Below are 18561 nucleotides of genomic sequence, written 5' to 3' on the forward strand. Positions count from 1 at the left end.
GGCCATGGCTGGCACTGTCATCGGCGCAGGCTGATCTCGTGCTCCATGTGCGACAGCTTCGCGGGATTGCGGACGGCGTAGAGGCCGGTGACGAGGCCGTCGTCCATGCGCACCGCCAGGACGGTGTCGATCTCGTCGCCCTGCTGGAGGATCAGCGCCGGGTAGCCGTTGACCTGCGCCGGTCGCACCGACATGAGCGCGGCGATCCGGCCCAGGCCGGCGGCCAGCAGGCGGGCCACCTTGTCGGCCCCGACGACGGGCCGCGCGACGGCCTGCTTGACTCCCCCGCCGTCGCCGAGGAACACGACATCCGGTGCGAGGATGTCGAGCAGGCCCTGCAGGTCGCCCGTGGCGGTCGCCTTCTGGAACGCCGCGAGCGCGTCGCGGGTCTGTGCGGCGGACACGACCCCGCGCGGGCGGCGGGCGGTGACATGTCCCCGGGCGCGGTGGGCGATCTGGCGGACCGTGGCGGGGCTCTTGTCGACGGCTTCGGCGATCTCGTCGTATCCGAGGTCGAACACGTCGCGCAGCACGAACACGGCCCGTTCGGTGGGTGTGAGGGTCTCCAGCACCAGCAGCATCGCCATGGAGACACTGTCGGCCAGCTCGACGTCCTCGGCCACGTCGGGCGCGGTCAGCAGGGGCTCGGGCAGCCAGGAGCCGACGTAGGACTCCTTGCGGCGGCCGAGCGTGCGCAGTCGGGCGAGCGCCTGGCGGGTGGTGATCCGGACCAGGTAGGCGCGCTGTTCCCGCACGGTGGCGAGGTCGACGCCGACCCAGCGCAGCCAGGTCTCCTGCAGGACGTCCTCGGCGTCGGCGGCCGAGCCGAGCATCTCGTAGGCGACCGTGAAGAGCAGGTTGCGGTGGGCGAGGAACACCTCGGTGGCGGGGTCCGGGCGGTCGTCGGGTGCGCTCTGCGCCGTGCCGGCCATGGGTGGCTCCTGTTCGGTCTCGTCGGTCTCCCCCATCAGATGCCGGGCCGGGCCGTCGTGTGACACCGGGGCGGCGGTGATGGTTGTGGTGCTCGTCACGCGGGCGCGCTGTCACGGGGGTGGGGTCGCCCGGCATCTCGTGGTGGTCCGATGCGACGCCACGAGGGAGGACGAGCCATGGATGCTCGGTTCGACATGTTCGCCAACGAGATCGCCGTCAAGTTCGCCAAGCGGTTCGCCAACGCCGCGCTGGTGATCCACCAGTCGCCGCTGCCGAGTTCGACGCAGGAGCTGGTGTCGCTGCGTGCCAGCCAGATCAACGGCTGTGGGTGGTGCATCGACATGCACACCAAGGAGGCGGCGGCCGCCGGTGAGACGCCGGTGCGGCTCAACCTGGTGGCCGCGTGGCGCGAGTCGACGGTGTTCACCGAGGCCGAGCGGGCGGCGCTGGCGCTCGCCGAGGAGGGCACCCGGCTGGCCGACGCCCACCAGGGGGTGTCGGACGAGACGTGGGAGGCGGTGCGCAAGCACTACGACGACGATCAGATCGCGGCGCTGGTCGCCCTGGTCGCGCTGATCAACGCGGCGAACCGGTTGTCGGTGATCGTGCACCAGCGGGGCGGTTCCTACGAGCCCGGCATGTTCGCCGCCGCGTTGAAGTGATCGGGGGCGGCCCGGCCGGGGATCGTCCGGCCCGGGCCGCTCCCCCGGCGTGTCGGGCAGCGGGACGGGGTGGCGCAGGGGGCCACTTCGTCCCGCCGCTCGGCGTGGGTCGGTCAGGCGCCGACGTAGGCGGCGAGGTGTTCGCCGGTGAGGGTGGAGCGGGCGGCGACGAGGTCGGCGGGGGTGCCCTCGAAGACGATCCGGCCGCCGTCGTGGCCGGCGCCGGGACCCAGGTCGACGATCCAGTCGGCGTGCGCCATGACGGCCTGGTGGTGCTCGATGACGATGACCGACTTGCCGGAGTCGACGAGGCGGTCGAGCAGGGCGAGCAGGTGCTCGACGTCGGCGAGGTGCAGGCCGGTGGTCGGCTCGTCGAGGACGTAGACGCCGCCGCTGGTGGCCATCTGGGTGGCCAGCTTGAGGCGCTGGCGCTCGCCGCCGGACAGGGTGGTGAGCGGCTGGCCGAGGGTGAGGTAGCCGAGGCCGACGTCGGCGAGCCGGTCGAGGATCTTGTGGGCGGCGGGGGTGCGGGCCTCGCCGGCGCCGAAGAACTCCTCGGCCTCGGTGACGGACATGGCGAGCACCTCGCTGATGTCGCGGCCGCCGAAGTGGTATTCCAGGACGGATGCCTGGAAGCGCTTGCCCTCGCACTCCTCGCAGGTGGTGGCGACGCCGGCCATCATGGCCAGGTCGGTGTAGATGACGCCGGCGCCGTTGCAGGTGGGGCAGGCGCCCTCGGAGTTGGCGCTGAACAGCGCGGGCTTCACGCCGTTGGCCTTGGCGAAGGCCTTGCGGATCGGGTCGAGCAGCCCGGTGTAGGTGGCCGGGTTGCTGCGCCGGGAGCCGCGGATGGCGCCCTGGTCGACCGTCACCACCCCGTCGCGCCCGGACACCGAGCCGTGGATGAGTGAGCTCTTGCCGGAGCCGGCCACGCCGGTGACGACGACGAGCACCCCGAGCGGGATGTCGACGTCGACGTCGCGCAGGTTGTGGGTGTCGGCGCCGCGCACCTGCAGCGTTCCGGAGGGGGTGCGGACGGACGGCTTGAGGTGGGCCCGGTCGTCCAGGTGCTGCCCGGTGAGCGTGCCGCTGGCCCGCAGCCCGTCCAGGGTGCCCTCGAAGACCACCTCACCGCCGGCGGTGCCGGCGCCGGGGCCGAGGTCGACGACGTGGTCGGCGATGGCGATCGTCTCGGGTTTGTGCTCGACGACGAGGACGGTGTTGCCCTTGTTGCGCAGTTGCAGCAGCAGGTCGTTCATCCGCTGGATGTCGTGGGGGTGCAGCCCGATGGTGGGTTCGTCGAAGACGTAGGTCACGTCGGTGAGCGAGGAGCCGAGGTGGCGGATCATCTTGGTGCGCTGGGCCTCGCCGCCGGACAGCGTTCCGGACGGCCGGCTGAGGGACAGGTAGCCGAGCCCGATCTCGACGAACGAGTCGAGGGTGTGCTGCAGCTTCGCCAGCAGCGGCGCCACCGACGGCTCGTCGAGGCCGCGTACCCAGGCGGCGAGGTCGCTGATCTGCATGGCGCACGCGTCGGCGATGCTGATGCCGCTGATCTTCGACGAGCGGGCCGCCTCGCTGAGCCGGGTGCCCTCGCAGTCGGGGCAGGTGGTGAAGGTGACGACCCGTTCCACGAACGCGCGGATGTGGGGCTGCATCGAGTCGACGTCCTTGGCCAGCATCGACTTCTGGATCTTCGGGATGAGGCCCTCGTACGTCAGGTTGATGCCCTCGACCTTGATCTTGACCGGCTCCTTGTAGAGCAGGTCGTGCAACTCCCTCTTCGTGAACCTGCGGATCGGCTTGTCCGGGTCGAAGAAGCCGCAGCCGCTGAAGATGCGGCCGTACCAGCCGTCCATGCTGTAGCCGGGGACGGTGAGCGCGCCCTCGTTGAGTGACTTGCTGTCGTCGTACAGCTGGGTCAGGTCGAAGTCGGTCACCGAGCCCGTGCCCTCGCAGCGTGGGCACATGCCGCCGGTGATGCTGAAGCTGCGGCGCTCCTTGGTGGTCTGACCGCCACGTTCGAGGGTGACGGCGCCCGCGCCGCTGATGGAGGCGACGTTGAAGGAGAACGCCTGGGCCGACCCGATGTGGGGTTGGCCCAGGCGGCTGAAGAGGATGCGCAGCATGGCGTTGGCGTCGGTGACGGTGCCGACGGTGGAGCGGGGGTTGCCGCCCATCCGCTCCTGGTCGACGATGATCGCGGTGGTCAGCCCGTCGAGGATGTCGACCTCGGGCCGCGCGAGGGTGGGCATGAAGCCCTGCACGAAGGCGCTGTAGGTCTCGTTGATGAGCCGCTGCGACTCCGCGGCGATGGTGCCGAACACCAGTGAGCTCTTGCCGGAGCCGGAGACGCCGGTGAAGACGGTCAGCCGGCGCTTCGGGATCTCGATGCTGACGTCCTTGAGGTTGTTCTCGCGTGCTCCCTGCACGCGGATCAGGTCATGGGTGTCGGCGACGTGCTGCGCGGGCGACGGGGTGTCCGTCCTCATCGTGTCTCCATCTGTCACGTGGGCCGCCTCCGCGGCCTCCGTCGGCGTCGGCTGGCTCGATCTGATCATGTCGGTCCGACAGATCAGCGCAGCTCCTTGATCCGGATCAGGTTGCCCGCGGGGTCGCGGAACGCGCAGTCGCGGACGCCGTAGGGCTGCTCGATCGGCTCCTGGACCACCTCGGCGTCGCCGGCCTGGAGCTTCTCGAAGGTGGCGTCGAGGTCGTGGGTGGCCAGCAGGATCCAACCGTAGGTGCCCTTGGCCATCATCTCGACGATGGTACGGCGCTCCTCGTCGGTGACCCCGGGGTCGACGGCCGGCGGCGCCAGCAGGATGGACGTGTCGGGCTGCCCGGCGGGGCCGACCGTGATCCAGCGCAGCCGGCCCTGTCCCACGTCGTTGCGGACCTCGAAACCGAGGACGTCGCGGTAGAAGGCCAGCGAGGCGTCGGGGTCGTCGTGCGGGAGGACGGTGGTGTTGATGGTGATGTCCATGGCAGTCAGGCTAGGTGCGGCGTGACGGCGGGCGCTTCTCGATTCCTGATCGGTCTGGTCACCTGTTTGGCCAGGCACGGCGGCAGCTCGTTGGCGCCGCCGGCCGCGGCCCGGGCCCGGTAGGTGCTCGGCGGGATGCCGACCAGTTCGGTGAAGCGGGTGCTGAAGGTGCCCAGCGACGAGCAGCCGACCGTGAAACAGACTTCGGTGACGCTGAGGTCGCCGCGACGCAGCAGCGCCATGGCCCGTTCGATGCGCCGGGTCATGAGGTAGGCGTACGGGGACTCGCCGTAGGCGAGCCGGAACTGGCGGCTGAGGTGCCCGGCCGACATGTGCGCGCCGCGGGCGAGCGCCTCGACGTCCAGTGGCTGGGCGTACTCACGGTCGATGCGGTCGCGGACGCGGCGCAGCCGGGTGAGGTCGCGCAGGTGCTGCGCCGGGTCGGAACTGCTGGTCACCTGCCAGATCGTGCCACGTCGCGTGGGGGTTGCCCACCGCGTCGCGGTGGGTGTCCGGCGGGCCGGTCAGCGGGCTCGGGCGCCCCGGCGGGCGGCCACCGCGCTCCAGCCGACGGCGGTGGCGAGGGTCAGCACCACCACGGCGAGGGTGAGCCAGACCGGCAGCTTGCCCACCGGGGTCTCGGCGAGGATCAGCTTCACCCCGGCGAACGCGAGCAGCACCGCCAGCCCGTAGCGCAGGTAGCCGAAGTGCCGCAGCAGGCCGGCCAGGCAGAAGTACAGGCTGCGCAGCCCGAGCACGGCGAAGGCGTTGGCGGTCCAGACCAGGAACGTGTTGGTGGTGATGGCCAGGATCGCCGCGACCGAGTCGATGGCGAAGACGACGTCGGTGGCCTCGATCGCCACCAACGCGATCAGCAGCACGGTGCCCTTGCGGCGGCCGTCGACCCGGGCGGTGAAGCGGCCGTCGTGGTAGCGGGACTCGGTGGGCACCAGCCGGCGGAAGGTCCGGACGGCGATGTTGCGGTCGGGGTCGACGTCCGGCTCGCCGCGGACGGCGAGGCGCCAGCCCGTCCAGATGAGGAACGCGCCGAGCACGACACCGGCCCAGGTGAGGCGCTCCAGCAGCGCCGCGCCGGCGAAGATGAACACCAGCCGGAAGCCGAGGGCCCCGAGCACCCCCCAGAAGAGCACTTTGTGCTGGTACGCGGCGGGTACCCGGAAGTATCCGAACAGCAGTGCGAAGACGAACACGTTGTCGACCGACAGCGCCTTCTCCAGCAGGTACCCGGAGTAGTACGCCACCGCCGGCCCGCTGCCCCGCCAGAGCCAGATCACCAGCCCGAAGGTGACCCCGGCGGTGATCCACACCGCGCTCCAGAGCAGCGCCTCGCGCAGTTCGATGACGTGGTGGTCGCGGTGGGAGAACACGTCGACGGCGAGCATGACGGCGATGACCGCGCCGACGGCCAGCCAGGCCCAGGCCGGCGCCGTGAAGGTGGTTCCCTCCATCCGGCGTCCTCCGCGTTCGCAGCAGGGCGGGGCCGGGGCCCGTGCCGGCCCGCGGGCGCGCGGCGGGCTGCGTCGCCTTTCGAGCCTAGGCGAGCCGCCGGTCGGGGGACGGCGGTCCGGCGAAGTCCCCCGACCGGCGCGGCGGGTGTCCGCTCAGCGCAGGCGGCGGGCGCCGAACCGGGTGGGCGGGTCGGCGATGGCGTCCTGGGCGGCGACGAGTTGCAGCTCCCGGGTGCCGGCGGCCAGCGTGGCCTCGAGGACGGCGTAGATGGAGTTGGTGGTGCGTTCCAGGGCCGTCTCCGGTGACCCGGACGTGGCGAGGTGGGCGAGGTAGAGCGCGGCGGTGACGTCGCCGCCGCCGTTGGGGGTGATCGGCAGCAGCGGCGTGGTGACCGCCCAGGCGCCGTCGTCGGAGACGGCCACGACCTCCAGCGACCCGGCGGGGAGGTCGCCGTGCAGCACGCTGGTGACCAGCACGTGCCGTGGTCCGGTGGCGCGGACGACGTCGACGGCGGCGAGGAGGTCGTCCAGGGTGTCGGTGCTGCGGCCGGCGAGGAACTCCAGCTCGAACTGGTTCGGGGTGACGATGTCCGCGCGGGGCACGACGGTGTCGCGCAGGTACTCGGGGATGCCCGGCCGGACGAACATGCCCCGGCCGACGTCGCCCATCACCGGGTCGCAGCAGTACAGGGCGTCCGGGTTGGCGGCCTTCACCCGCGCGACCGCGTCGAGGATCACCGCGCCCATCGCCGGGTCGCCCTGGTAGCCGGAGAGCACCGCGTCGGCGGTGCCGAGGACACCGCGGTCCTCGATGCCGGCGATCACCTCGGCGACGTCGGCCGGGGGCAGCAGCGGGCCCCGCCAGGCGCCGTACCCGGTGTGGTTGGAGAAGTGCACGGTCAGCACCGGCCACACCTCGTGGCGGAGCCGCTGCAGCGGGAACACGGCGGCGGAGTTGCCGACGTGCCCGTAGGCGACCGACGACTGGATGGACAGGATCTTCACGGGCTCATCGTCGCATCCGTGGCGGCGGCGCCGGTCAGGTGTCGGTACGCAGGCGGGCGTGCACGTGCATGTCGTGCCAGCCGTCGGTGTGCCGGGCGGCGCCGCGGTGGGTGCCCTCGGCGGTGAGGCCGGCGCGGTCGGCCACCCGGCAGGAGGCCGGGTTGGCGGTGGAGTGGCGCAGCCAGACGCGGTGCAAGCCGAGCCCGTCGAAGCCGAACGCGGCCAGGGCGGTCAGGGCGCGGGCGGCGACGCGCCGGCCCCGGGCGGCGGGCAGCACCCAGTACGACACCTCGGCCTGGGCCTCGGGCAGATCGAGGGTGCGGAGGCTGATCTGGCCGAGCACACCGGTGTGGTCGGTGACCGCCCAGCCGGCGCCGGTCTCCTGCCGCCAGCGGCGCGGCCAGGAGTCGATCCAGTCGCGGGCCTCGTGGTCGGTCATGGCGCGGCAGTGCCAGCGGCGGACGGCCGGGTCGGCGTACGCGGCGACGACGGCGGGCCGGTCGGCGGGGCGCCAGGGGCGCAGGAGCAGGTCGCCGGTGTCGAGGTCGGGCTGGGGTTGCCCGGCCAGGGCGCCGGGACGCAGGGCGGGGGTGGTGAGCAGCGGCATGTGCCCATGATCCGCCACGACGGGCGGTGACGGCCGCGCGACGGCCGGTGCGGGGGCGCCGGGAGGGTCGACCGTTCGGCTCAGCGTTTCGACCGCCCGGCGCGTGGCGGGTTTCGCCGCGGCACGGGCCGGGGGCATGAACGGGTGTCGCACCATTCTCCCGAGAGGAAGCACCCATGCTTTCCGCACTCGATCGTCGGCACACCGTCGCGCCGCCGGGCTACAGCCGCTGGCTGATACCGCCCGCCGCGCTGGCGATCCATCTCTGCATCGGGCAGGTCTACGCCACCAGCGTGTACAAGAACTCCCTGATCGCGCACTTCGACACGGGTCAGACGGCGATCGGGGTGATCTTCAGCATCGCGATCGTGATGCTGGGGTTGTCGGCGGCGGTGGCGGGCACGTGGGTCGAGGCGAACGGGCCGCGCAAGGCCATGTTCGTCTCGGCGTGCTTCTGGGCGGCCGGGTTCCTGGTCGGCGCCCTGGGCATCGCCACGACGCAGCTGTGGCTGCTGTACCTGGGGTACGGGGTGCTGGGCGGGATCGGGCTGGGAATCGGGTACATCTCCCCCGTCTCCACGTTGATCAAGTGGTTCCCGGACCGGCCGGGCCTGGCGACCGGGTTGGCGATCATGGGGTTCGGTGGTGGGGCGATGGTGGCCTCTCCCCTGTCCCGGCAGCTGCTGTCGTTCTACGACCCGGGGTACGACCCGGCGAACGCCGGCTCGACGGCGTCGGGCGGCGCCCTGGTGTGGCTGTTCCTGACGCTGGGCGTCGGCTACTTCGTGATCATGATGGTCGGGGTGTTCAACGTGCGGGTGCCCGCCGCGGACTGGCGGCCGGCCGGGTTCGACCCGGCGCGGGTCGCCGCGAAACCGCTGGTGACCACGGCGAACGTGTCGGCGGCGAACGCGGTGAAAACCCGCTCGTTCTGGCTGCTGTGGGTGGTGCTGTTCTGCAACGTGACGGCGGGGATCGGGATCCTGGAGCAGGCCAGCCCGATGATCCAGGACTTCTTCCGGGACAACGGGACCTCGGCGGTGTCGGTGGCGGCGGCCGGCGGGTTCGTGGGCCTGCTGTCGCTGTTCAACATGGCCGGCCGGTTCGTGTGGTCCTCGACGTCGGACCTGATCGGCCGCAAGCCGATCTACCTGCTGTACCTCGGGGTCGGGATGGTGCTGTACGTGCTGCTGGCCCTGTTCGGGCAAGCGGCGACGGGGCTGTTCGTGCTGTTCGCGTGCGTGATCCTGTCGTTCTACGGCGGCGGGTTCGCCACGGTGCCGGCGTACCTGCGGGACCTGTTCGGCACGTTCGAGGTGGGCGCGATCCACGGCCGGCTGCTGACGGCGTGGTCGGCGGCCGGGGTGGCCGGTCCGCTGATCGTGAACGCGTTCCTGGACGCGCAGGGCAAGCCGGGCACGTTGACGGCGGCGGCTTACCGGCCGGCGCTGTTCACGATGGTCGGGGTGCTGGCGGTCGGTTTCGTGGCGAACCTGCTGATCCGGCCGGTGCCGGAACGGTTCCACGAGCCCGCGTCGGGTCCGGACGGTGTCCAGGGAGCGCAGCCGGTGACGGCGGAGAGGAGCGGGTCGTGAACGAGCAGGACGGTGGCGGGCAGCGGGTCCGCCTGGTGGTGTCGTGGGTGGTGGTGTCGGCGCTGCTGGGGTACGGCGTGGTGCAGACGGTGATCACGGCGGCGAAGCTGTTCACCCACTAGCGCACGCGGCGGCGGCCCGGGGGCGACCCGCCCCGGGCCGCCCTGGCGGTCAGAGGCCGCCGGCGACGCGCAGGACGGCGCCCGTGGTGTAGGAGGCGTCGGGGCCGAGGAGGAACGCGACGGCGCCGGCGACCTCGTCGGGTTCGCCGGCGCGGCCCAGCGGGACGCGGCCCGCCGCGGTGTCGGGGCGGTCGGGTACGCCGGACAGGGCGTGGATGTCGGTGCGGATGATGCCGGGGGCGACGGCGTTGACCCGGATGCCCCGCGGGGCGAGTTCCTTGGCGAGGCCCACGGTGAGGGTGTCGGTGGCGGCCTTGACGGCCGCGTAGTGGATGTACTCGCCGGGGCTGCCCAGGGTGGCGGCGGCCGAGGAGACGTTGACGATGGCGCCGCCACCGGTCATGCGCCGGGCGGCCTGCTGGGCGCAGAGGACGTACCCGACGAGGTTGACGTCGACGACCTGGCGCAGGTCCTCGACGCGCAGGTCGGTGAAGGGCCCGATCGGGCTCGTGATGCCGGCGTTGTTGACCAGGCCGGTGAGCGGGCCCAGCCTCGCGGCGGCGTCGAAGAGGCGCTGGACCTGGTCGGGGTCGGTGGTGTCGGCCGCGACGGCCACGCCGCGGCGGCCGGCGGCCCGCACGTCGGCGAGGACGGCGTCGGCGGCGGCGTGGTCACTGCGGTAGCCGATGACCACGTCGTGGCCGGCGGCGGCGAGGCGGCGGGCGGTGGCCGCGCCGATGCCGCGCCCCCCACCGGTGACGATGGTGACGGAGGTCAATGTTCTCTCCCCTGCCCTGGCGGTGCGGGTGACGTTACCGTGATCGGCGCGGCATCCGGTGGAGAGGACGATCACACATGACGCGGGCGCTGGTGCTGGGTGGCGGTGGGGTGACCGGCGTGGCCTGGGAGTTGGGGCTGCTGGCCGGGCTGGCGGCGCGCGGGCTGGACGTCACCGGGGCGGAGCTGGTGGTGGGCACCTCGGCCGGTTCGCTGGTGGGCGCACAGGTGTGCTCCGGCACGCCGGTCGAGGAGCTGTACGCGGCGCAGCTGCGCCCCGCCCGGGGTGAGGTGGCGGCCCGGCTGGGGGTCGGGGTGCTGGCCCGCTGGGCGTGGGCGGGCGCCCGGGGGCGCGACGAGGTGCTGGCGCGGGCCCGGGTCGGTGCGATGGCCCTGGCGGCGCGTACCCCCTCTGAGGAGTCGCGGCGGGCGGTCATCGCGGCGCGGCTGCCGGTGCGGGAATGGCCGCCGCGGCGGCTGCTGGTGACCGCCGTGGACGCGGCCTCCGGCGAGTTCGTGGTCTTCGACGCCGGCTCGGGGGTGGCGCTGGTGGACGCGGTGGGTGCGAGCTGCGCGGTGCCGGGGGTGTGGCCGCCGGTCACCATCGGCGGCCGGCGGTACGTCGACGGTGGGGTGCGCTCGGCGGTGAACGCGGACCTGGCGGCCGGCGCCCGGGCGGTGGTGGTGCTCGCGCCGACGCGGGCCGGGTTCGGGCCGATGCCGCGGCTGTCGGCGCAGGTGGCGCGGTTGCGGTCGGCGGGCGCGGGCGTGGCGGTGGTGTCGCCGGACCGGGCGGCACGGGCGGCGATCGGACGCAACGTGCTGGATCCGGCCCGGCGGGCGGCGTCGGCGCGGGCCGGGTTCGCGCAGGCGGCCGCGGTGGCCGAGGAGGTGGCCGCCGTCTGGATGGCCGGGGGTTGATCTTCCGGGTGTCGGTGCCGGCTGGTATCAAGGCAGGCATCAGACACGGGTACGGAAGAGGGCTGTGATGGCGGGCCAGGGTTTGTCCACTGACGAGGTACAGGGCATCCGGGAGGCGCTGGCGGCCGGCCGCAAGCCCAGGGTGGTGTTCACGGCGGCGGCCGGGCAGATGGCGGGCCAGCTCGGGCAGGTGGTGGAGCTGACCGACCCGGAGGTGTCCGAGGAGTTCGTGGTGGTGCGGTTCGGCCGCGACGAGCTGCCCTTCTCCCCCACCGACGTGGCGATCGCGCCGAAGGGGGCCGGGCGGCGGCCGGCGGAGCCGAAGCCGGAGCCCCCGGTCGAGGCCGCGCCGGCGGAGCCGGAGTTCGTGTTGGACGCGCCGCCGGTGCCGGCGCCGCGGCGGGAGGAGCCGAGGGTGGAGCAGCAGGCGGAGCCGAAGCCGGCGCGGCGGGCGGTGAAGGCGGTCAAGCCGAAGACCCCGGCCGGGTTGACGGTGACGCTGGCCTACGCCGAGGGCGAGTGGACGGTGGCGGCGCAGCAGGGCGCGAAGGCCCTCGCCAGGCCGTACGTGGTGAAGCCGGCCGAGGCGCTGCGGATGGTGGCGCTGGTCGACGTGCCCGGCGTGCAGGAGGCGGTGGAGCAGATCCTGGCCGCCGAGCGGGCCGAGGCGGAGCAGCAGGCGGAGAAGCTGCGCGCCGAGCTGGCCGAGATCGAGGCCCGGCTGGCGGAGCTGCGCGAGGCCCGGTGAGTTCGCCCACGCCCCGGCCGGAAAACACCTCGGCCGGGGCGTGGGCCGTCTGCTACCGTTCCGCCGCGTCCTCGAACGAGACCGGAGGGAGGTGAGCGCCATGGCACGCACGACTGTCACGCGCTCCCACCCGGCTGCGAGGACGTCGGGTTCCTGAACCCGGGGAGCGTGCCGCTTCCTGGAAGGACCCTCATGACCGATCTGGTCATCCGCCCGCTCGTCGCGGGCGAGGAAAAGCTCTTCGACTCCCTGCCCGACCCGGCGCTGGTCGGGCGCGCCCTGCTCGGCGAGACGTACGCCGGCGGCGGCTTCCGCCCCGAGTGGACCTGGGTGGCACTGCGCGACGGGGAGGTGGTCGCCCGTGCCGTCTGGTGGGCCGGGCCGGACGACCCCGCGCCGCTGGCGTTGCGCTGGTTCGACTTCACCGACGCGCGGGCGGCCGTGGAGTTGCTGCGCGCGGCGCCGCTGCGCGCCGAGTACTCGATCCTGCTCCCTTACGGCTGGCGCCAGGATCCCGCGGTGCGCGCCCAGGCGCAGGCCCGCATCGACGCCGCGACAGCGGCCGGCATGCGGGTGCTGGTCGAGCGGTACCGCTACCACTGGACACCCGGGTGCGGCCTGCCGGCCCGGCCGGGGCGGCTGGAGTTCCGGCCCGAGCCGGACGACGCGGTGATCCTGGACGTGCTGCGCCGCATCGGTGAGGGCAGCCTGGACGCCCACTTCCGGGCCGCGGCGGCCGCCCACAGCCCGCTCGCGGCAGCGCAGGAGGAGCTGGAGCAGCTGCGCTGGATGCCGAGCCCCCGGGACTGGTGGCGGATGGCGTTCACCCCCGGCGGCGAGCCGGTCGGTCTGGTCGTGCCGACCCACAACCAGGCCCACCACATCGTGGGGTTCGTCGGCGTGCTGCCCGGCCAGCGCGGCCACGGCTACGCCTTCGACCTGCTCGTCGAGGGCACCCACCTGCTGGTCGAGGCGGGCGCCGACACGATCGTGGCCGCCACCGATCAGGGCAACGCGCCGATGGCCGCCACCTTCACCCGGGCCGGCTACCCGGTCGAGTGGGAGCGGATCGACCTGGTCTGAGACGCCCCGCGGGGCCGGTGCGACCCCCTCGCACCGGCCCCGCGTCACCCGCGCCCGCAGGTTCGTCAGTGTTGCGGGATGTTCTGTACCCCGATCCGCTTGCGGAACACCCAGTAGGTCCAGCCCTGGTAGGCCAGCACGATCGGGGTGAACACCACCGCCACCCAGGTCATGATCTTCAGGGTGTAGGGGGTGGAGGCGGCGTTGGTCGCGGTGAGCGTGCCGGCGGCGTCCAGGGTGGAGGGCAGCACGTTCGGGAACAGCGCGGCGAACAGGGTCGCCACGGCCAGGGCGATGGCCACCGCGGTGCCGGTGAACGCCCAGCCCTCCCGGCGTACCCGGGCGGCGGCGACACCGGCGAGCAGGGCCAGGGCGGCGCCGACGGCGAGCACGACGGCGGCCCCGCTGGAGCGGATGGTCAGCGTCCAGGCCAGGAAGGCCACCGCCACCACGGCGGTGCCGGCGCCGAGCCGGACGGCCAGCGCGCCCGCCCGTTCCCGGATGTCGCCGCTGGTCTTCAGGGCGAGGAACACCGCGCCGTGGGTGAGGAACAGGCCCAGGGTGGTCATCCCGCCGAGCAGGGCGTACGGGTGGAGCAGGTCGAGCAGGCCGCCGGCGTACTCGTGGTCGGCGGTCAGCGGCACGCCGCGCAGGATGTTGGCGAAGGCGACGCCCCACAGGATCGCCGGCAGCAGCGAGCCGACGAAGATGGCGGTGTCCCAGCGGCGCTTCCAGGCCGCCTCGGGGCGCTTGTGCCGGTACTCGAAGGCCACCCCGCGGGCGATGAGGGCGAGCAGGATCAGCAGCAGCGGCAGGTAGAAGCCGGAGAAGAGGGTGGCGTACCACTCGGGGAAGGCGGCGAACATGGCGCCGCCGGCGGTGATCAGCCAGACCTCGTTGCCGTCCCAGACCGGGCCGATGGTGTTGATGAGGACGCGGCGTTCCCGGTCGTCGCGGCCGAGCACGGGCAGCAGCATGCCGACGCCGAAGTCGAAGCCTTCGAGGACGAAGTAGCCGGTGAAGAGCACGGCGACGAGGAGAAACCAGACGGTCGTCAGTTCCACGGTGGGCTCCGGGGTCAGTAGGCGAACGCCAGCGGGCGCTCGGCGTCGTCGGTGTCGTCCGCGGCGGGCTGCGGGCTGACGTCGGGCACGCCGGCCTTGGCGTAGCGGACCAGCAGCTTGAACTCGATCACCGCGAGGGTGGCGTAGATCAGGGTGAAGGCGGTGAACGAGGTGAGCACCTCGGTGAGCGAGACGCTGCGGGACACGCCGTTGCGGGTGAGCATCTCGCCGAAGACGATCCACGGCTGGCGGCCCATCTCGGTGAAGATCCAGCCGAAGGAGTTGGCCAGCAGCGGCAGCGCCGGCATGACGAGGCCGGCGCGCAGCAGCCACCGGCTGCTCGGGGTGCGGCCCTTGCGCTGGGTCCAGAGCACGAGCAGGGCGATCGCGGCGGCGGCCATCCCGAGCGCGATCATGAAGCGGAAGCTCCAGTAGGTGACCGGGATGATCGGGGTGTAGCTGCCGGCGCCGTACTGGCTGGCGTACTGGGCCTGCAGGTCGTTGATGCCGTGCACGGTGCCGTTCGGGTCGCCGGTGCCCAGGTACGACAGCAGGTGCGGGATCTTGATGGCGAAGATCTCCCGGCTGCCGTCGAGGCTGCCGACGGTGAGCACGGAGAACGAGGCGGGGCTCTCGGTGGTGTAGAGGCCCTCGGCGGCGGCCATCTTCATGGGCTGCACCTGGGTCATGATCTTGCCCTGGATGTCGCCGGTGAACAGCACCGCCGCGGCGGAGACCAGCACCACCCAGGAGCCGAACTTCGTGGCGAAGCGGTAGGCGCCGGTGTCGGCGCCGCCGGGGTCACGGATGACGTGCCACAGCCCGACGGCCACGATCAGGGACCCGGCGACCAGGAACGCGCCGGCGAGGGTGTGCGGGAAGGTCACCAGGGCGACCTTGTTGGTGAGCACCGCGACGAAGTCGGTCAGCTCGGCCCGGCCGGTGTCCGGGTTGATCCGGTAGCCGACGGGGTTCTGCATGAACGAGTTCGCGGCGAGGATGAAGTAGGCGGACAGGTTGGTGCCGATCGCCGCGGCCCAGATGGCGGCCAGGTGCAGCCGCTTGGGCAGCCGGTCCCAGCCGAAGATCCACAGGCCGATGAAGGTGGACTCGAGGAAGAACGCGACAAGCGCCTCGATGGCCAGGGGCGCGCCGAAGATGTCCCCGACGAAGCGCGAGTAGTCCGACCAGTTCATGCCGAACTGGAACTCCTGCACGATGCCGGTGACCACGCCCATCGCGAAGTTGATCAGGAAGAGCTTGCCGTAGAACTTGGTGAGCTTGAGGTACCGCTCGTTGCCGGTGCGGTGCCACAGGGTCTGCAGGATGGCCACCAGCACGGACAGGCCGATGGTCAAGGGCACGAAGAGAAAGTGGTAGACGGTGGTGACACCGAACTGCCAGCGGGCGACGTCCAACGCGTCCACCTGAAACCCCCAGCTGTGCATACTACGAGACGTAGTAAATACTACTCGACGTCGTAGACAGGCCGGCAGGGCCACAGGGCCCGATCCAGGCCGGGACCAATGACCCTGATCACCTCGCAACCGGTCAGGAATCGAGAAGCGCCGGCCAGCGGCCGCTCCGTAGCGTGACTGACGTGCACCTGATCGGCAGGCACGGAGAAGGAGACAACGCATGAAAGCCCACGTCAGCTCGATCCTCCTCGGCGTACGGGACATGGAGCGGTCCAAGCGGTTCTACACGGAGGGTCTCGGCTGGAAGATCGCACAGGACTACGGCGTCTCGGTGTTCTTCGCACCGGACGGCGGCTCCCCCGTCGGCTTCTACGGCCGCGACGGCCTGGCCGAGCAGGTGGGCACCAGCCCGGACGGCAGCGGCTTCAGCGGGCTCGTCCTCACCTACGTGGTCCGCAGCGAGGGGCGGATCGACGAGGTCATGGCGGAGGCCGAGAAGGCCGGCGCCACGATCCTCAAGCCCGCCGGCCCCCTTCCGTGGGGCGGATACGGCGGCTCGTTCGCGGACCCGGACGGCTACGTCTGGAGCCTCGGCTACAGCGCCCAGGGCGAGAACCAGCCCTACGCGGAATAGCGGCCCCTCGCCGGTGCCCACCGCCGTGGCGGAGGGCACCGGCAGTCGTCGCCCACCGGGATCGGTTCCCGCGCTCACCCGGGCGCGTGCGACCATCCAGCACTGATGGACACCCCGATCACCCACTGGCGGGCGCCCCTGCTCTGGCGCGCCGCGCAACTGGCCGCCCGCGGCCTCGTCGGCCTGCTCGGCCGCCTGGAGGTCAGCGGTGACGTGCCGGACGACCTGCGGCACGGGCCGCTGGTGCTGGCCGCCAACCACATCAGCCCCTTCGACCCCGTGGTGCTCGCCGCCGCCTGCCAGGTCCGTGGCATCCACCCGCGGATCATGGCCACCGGCGGGCTGTTCCGCGCCCCGGTGATCGGGTCGCTGATGCGCCGCGCCGGGCACATCCGCGTCGACCGGGGAACCGGTTCCGTGCACCACTCGCTGGAGACCGCCGCCGGCGCGGTGGCCGGCGGCTCGGTGGTGCTGGTCTACCCGGAGGGGCGCATCGGCCTGGACCCCGGCATGTGGCCCGAACGCGGCAAGACCGGCGCCGCCCGGCTCGCCTTCGCCAGCGGCGCCCCCGTCGTCCCGGTCGCCCAGTGGGGCTCCCACGAGGTGCTGCCCTACCGGGCGCCGAAGGGCATGCTGCGCGGCCTCGCCCGGGCGGTGCTGCGGCGGCCGGTCATCCGGGTGCGCTTCGGCGCCCCGGTGCTGCTGCGCGACCTGCACCCCGGCACCCCCGGCGCCGCCCGGCGGGCCACCGGCCGGATCATCGACGCGATCACCGACGAGCTCGTGCCGCTGCGCCCCGACGAGCCGGACCGGCCCCGCCACGTCGACCCCGGCCGGCCCATCGAGACCACCCGGGTGCACCGCCGCCGCCCGGCGCGCTGACCGGGCAGGCTTCGCCGGCCGGCGACCGGGGTATGCGACAGCGTCACCGCCGGCCGGCCGAGAGGAAACGACCGTGGCGTCCATCCGGGCTCTGGTGCTCAACTGCACGCTGAAGCCGTCCCCCGCGCCGTCCAGCTCTGAGGCGCTCGGTCAGGAGGTGCTCGACGCGCTCGCCGGCCAGGGGGTCTCCGGGGAGCTGGTCCGGGTCGTCGACCACTCCGTGCGCTTCGGCGTCTCCACCGACGAGGGTCACGGGGACGGGTGGCCCGCCATCCGCGCGAAGCTCCTCGCCGCGCAGATCCTGGTGATCGCCACCCCGATCTGGCTGGGCCAGCCGTCGGCGGTGTGCAAGATGGTCCTGGAACGGCTGGACGCCGAGCTGTCCGAGACCGACGCCGAGGGCCGGCTGAGCACGTACGGCAAGGTGGCCGGCGTCGCCGTGGTCGGTAACGAGGACGGCGCGCACCACACCATCGGCCAGGTGCAGCAGGCGCTCAACGAGGTCGGCTTCACCTGCCCCGCCGCCGGAGCCACCTACTGGGTCGGTGAGGCGCTGCACAAGACCGACTACATCGACGCCCGCCCCAAACCGGACACCACCGGCCGTACCACCTCGGCGTTGGCGCTCAACAGCGCGCACCTGGCGCGGCTGCTGGCCGAGCAGCCGTACCCGCCGCCGCAGACCCGCGAAGCCGGGGTCAGCCCGAGCCGGCAGCCGGGCTGACGCGCTCACGTCGGGCGTTCCGCTGCGCCGACCCGCCGCCCGGTGCGACCCTGCGAGCGGAACGCGGCAGCCGACGGCGGAGGCGGGGATGAGCGCACCGACGGTCCTGATCACCGGCACGTCCACCGGCATCGGCCTGGAGACCGCCGTGGGCGCGGCCCGCGCCGGCTGGCGCACCGTCGCCACCCTGCGCGACCCCGCCCGCGCCGACCGGCTGCGCGCCGCCGCCGACGCCGCCGGGGTCGGCGACCTCCTGGAGGTACGCCGGCTCGACGTCGTCGACCAGGCCGCGGCTGCCGCCTGCGTGGCCGAGGTGGTCGCCCGGCACGGCCGGCTCGACGCGGTGGTCAACAACGCCGGCGCCGGGCACGTCGGCACCCTGGAACGGGAGACCGTCGACGCCGTCCGGGCCGTCATGGAGGTCAACTTCTTCGGCGTCCTGCACGTCACCCGGGCCGCCCTGCCGCACCTGCGCGCCACCCGGGGACGGCTGATCACCGTGACCAGCGTCGGCGGGGTGGTCGGGCAGCCGTTCAACGAGGCGTACTGCGCGGCGAAGTTCGCCGTCGAGGGCTTCATGGAGAGCCTCGCCCCGGTCGCCGCGACCCTCGGGGTCAGCGTCACCGTCATCGAGCCGGGCGCCGTGGCCAGCGAGTTCGTCGCCAACGTGGGCCTGGACGCCGAGGCCGCGGTCGCCGCCGCCGGGGTGTACGGGCCGGCGCTGCGCGCGTACCTGGATCGCAGCGCCGCCTCGTTCGCCGCCGCCCAGTCAGCCGCGGACGCGGCCGCGGCGGTGGTGGCGACGCTGATCGACCCGGAGCCCGCGCCCCGGGTGCAGACCTCCCCCGCCGCCCGGCAGTTCGTCGGTGTGAAGCTGGCCGACCCCGACGGGCTCGGGGTGACCGCGCTGACCGCCGGGTGGGTGCGCTGA

The 18561-nt window shown here is 72.9% G+C and carries 20 protein-coding genes; 10 read left to right on the plus strand and 10 right to left on the minus strand.

Going from position 1 to position 18561, the window contains the following annotated elements:
• Nucleotides 1-17: 17 nt before the first annotated feature.
• Entirely contained in the window at nt 18-932 is a 915-nt protein-coding gene (locus ABZ452_RS23260; protein ID WP_357946788.1) for an RNA polymerase sigma-70 factor, read from the minus strand.
• A gap of 177 nt (nt 933-1109) precedes the next feature.
• Here ABZ452_RS23260 and ABZ452_RS23265 point away from each other — a divergent pair, with 177 nt between their 5' ends.
• Nucleotides 1110-1595 (plus strand): carboxymuconolactone decarboxylase family protein, encoded by a 486-nt coding sequence (locus ABZ452_RS23265; RefSeq protein ID WP_357946480.1) that lies wholly within the window; start codon nt 1110-1112, stop codon nt 1593-1595.
• A 113-nt stretch (nt 1596-1708) separates the two neighbouring features.
• Here the strand turns inward: ABZ452_RS23265 and ABZ452_RS23270 are convergent, their stop codons facing one another.
• From ABZ452_RS23270 to ABZ452_RS23295, 6 genes are all read right to left on the minus strand, one after another.
• Nucleotides 1709-4087 carry an excinuclease ABC subunit UvrA gene (locus ABZ452_RS23270; protein WP_357946482.1) on the minus strand — a complete coding sequence of 793 codons (2379 nt, stop codon included), beginning with the start codon at nt 4085-4087 and terminating at the stop codon, nt 1709-1711.
• An 83-nt stretch (nt 4088-4170) separates the two neighbouring features.
• Nucleotides 4171-4581 (minus strand): VOC family protein, encoded by a 411-nt coding sequence (locus ABZ452_RS23275; protein ID WP_357946484.1) that lies wholly within the window; start codon nt 4579-4581, stop codon nt 4171-4173.
• A gap of 5 nt (nt 4582-4586) precedes the next feature.
• A complete protein-coding gene (locus ABZ452_RS23280; RefSeq protein WP_357946487.1) occupies nt 4587-5039 on the minus strand; it encodes a helix-turn-helix transcriptional regulator in 453 nt (150 codons plus the stop codon).
• A 66-nt stretch (nt 5040-5105) separates the two neighbouring features.
• Nucleotides 5106-6050, minus strand: coding sequence for a TerC family protein (locus tag ABZ452_RS23285; protein ID WP_357946490.1), 945 nt, complete (start codon nt 6048-6050; stop codon nt 5106-5108).
• 153 nt (nt 6051-6203) lie between these two features.
• Nucleotides 6204-7055 (minus strand): pyridoxal kinase PdxY, encoded by an 852-nt coding sequence (gene pdxY, locus ABZ452_RS23290; protein WP_357946492.1) that lies wholly within the window; start codon nt 7053-7055, stop codon nt 6204-6206.
• Nucleotides 7056-7089: 34 nt separating this feature from the next.
• A complete protein-coding gene (locus ABZ452_RS23295) occupies nt 7090-7662 on the minus strand; it encodes a GNAT family N-acetyltransferase (protein ID WP_357946495.1) in 573 nt (190 codons plus the stop codon).
• A 176-nt stretch (nt 7663-7838) separates the two neighbouring features.
• Here ABZ452_RS23295 and ABZ452_RS23300 point away from each other — a divergent pair, with 176 nt between their 5' ends.
• Together ABZ452_RS23300 and ABZ452_RS23305 are read left to right on the plus strand one after the other, a co-directional pair.
• Nucleotides 7839-9257 carry an OFA family MFS transporter gene (locus tag ABZ452_RS23300; protein ID WP_357946498.1) on the plus strand — a complete coding sequence of 473 codons (1419 nt, stop codon included), beginning with the start codon at nt 7839-7841 and terminating at the stop codon, nt 9255-9257.
• Nucleotides 9254-9379 (plus strand): hypothetical protein, encoded by a 126-nt coding sequence (locus ABZ452_RS23305; RefSeq protein ID WP_357946504.1) that lies wholly within the window; start codon nt 9254-9256, stop codon nt 9377-9379. Before ABZ452_RS23300 ends, ABZ452_RS23305 begins: the two co-directional genes overlap by 4 nt.
• Nucleotides 9380-9428: 49 nt before the next feature.
• On the opposite strand, the gene ABZ452_RS23310 is transcribed toward ABZ452_RS23305, so the two are convergent.
• Entirely contained in the window at nt 9429-10157 is a 729-nt protein-coding gene (locus tag ABZ452_RS23310; protein WP_357946506.1) for an SDR family oxidoreductase, read from the minus strand.
• 77 nt (nt 10158-10234) lie between these two features.
• On the opposite strand from ABZ452_RS23310, the gene ABZ452_RS23315 reads away from it, so the two are divergent.
• The 3 genes from ABZ452_RS23315 (at nt 10235) to ABZ452_RS23325 (ending at nt 12908) form a co-directional block, all read left to right on the plus strand.
• Entirely contained in the window at nt 10235-11077 is an 843-nt protein-coding gene (locus ABZ452_RS23315) for a patatin-like phospholipase family protein (protein WP_357946509.1), read from the plus strand.
• A 67-nt stretch (nt 11078-11144) separates the two neighbouring features.
• Nucleotides 11145-11825 (plus strand): hypothetical protein, encoded by a 681-nt coding sequence (locus tag ABZ452_RS23320; RefSeq protein ID WP_357946512.1) that lies wholly within the window; start codon nt 11145-11147, stop codon nt 11823-11825.
• A 192-nt stretch (nt 11826-12017) separates the two neighbouring features.
• Nucleotides 12018-12908 carry a GNAT family N-acetyltransferase gene (locus ABZ452_RS23325; RefSeq protein WP_357946514.1) on the plus strand — a complete coding sequence of 297 codons (891 nt, stop codon included), beginning with the start codon at nt 12018-12020 and terminating at the stop codon, nt 12906-12908.
• A gap of 65 nt (nt 12909-12973) precedes the next feature.
• On the opposite strand, the gene cydB is transcribed toward ABZ452_RS23325, so the two are convergent.
• Together cydB and ABZ452_RS23335 are read right to left on the minus strand one after the other, a co-directional pair.
• On the minus strand, nt 12974-13972 hold the full coding sequence (gene cydB / locus ABZ452_RS23330; protein ID WP_357946516.1) for a cytochrome d ubiquinol oxidase subunit II: 999 nt from the start codon (nt 13970-13972) through the stop codon (nt 12974-12976).
• Nucleotides 13973-13986: 14 nt separating this feature from the next.
• Nucleotides 13987-15399 (minus strand): cytochrome ubiquinol oxidase subunit I, encoded by a 1413-nt coding sequence (locus tag ABZ452_RS23335; RefSeq protein WP_357946518.1) that lies wholly within the window; start codon nt 15397-15399, stop codon nt 13987-13989.
• Between the two features lie 211 nt (nt 15400-15610).
• On the opposite strand from ABZ452_RS23335, the gene ABZ452_RS23340 reads away from it, so the two are divergent.
• The 4 genes from ABZ452_RS23340 (at nt 15611) to ABZ452_RS23355 (ending at nt 18561) form a co-directional block, all read left to right on the plus strand.
• Nucleotides 15611-16024 (plus strand): VOC family protein, encoded by a 414-nt coding sequence (locus ABZ452_RS23340; RefSeq protein ID WP_357946521.1) that lies wholly within the window; start codon nt 15611-15613, stop codon nt 16022-16024.
• A gap of 105 nt (nt 16025-16129) precedes the next feature.
• A complete protein-coding gene (locus ABZ452_RS23345; RefSeq protein WP_357946524.1) occupies nt 16130-16906 on the plus strand; it encodes a lysophospholipid acyltransferase family protein in 777 nt (258 codons plus the stop codon).
• A 73-nt stretch (nt 16907-16979) separates the two neighbouring features.
• Nucleotides 16980-17630: an NAD(P)H-dependent oxidoreductase gene (locus ABZ452_RS23350; protein ID WP_357946527.1), complete on the plus strand. Its 651-nt coding sequence runs from the start codon at nt 16980-16982 to the stop codon at nt 17628-17630.
• 88 nt (nt 17631-17718) lie between these two features.
• Nucleotides 17719-18561 carry an SDR family NAD(P)-dependent oxidoreductase gene (locus ABZ452_RS23355; protein WP_357946530.1) on the plus strand — a complete coding sequence of 281 codons (843 nt, stop codon included), beginning with the start codon at nt 17719-17721 and terminating at the stop codon, nt 18559-18561.

This window comes from Micromonospora sp. NPDC005707, assembly GCF_040631005.1.
GTDB lineage: Bacteria > Actinomycetota > Actinomycetes > Mycobacteriales > Micromonosporaceae > Micromonospora.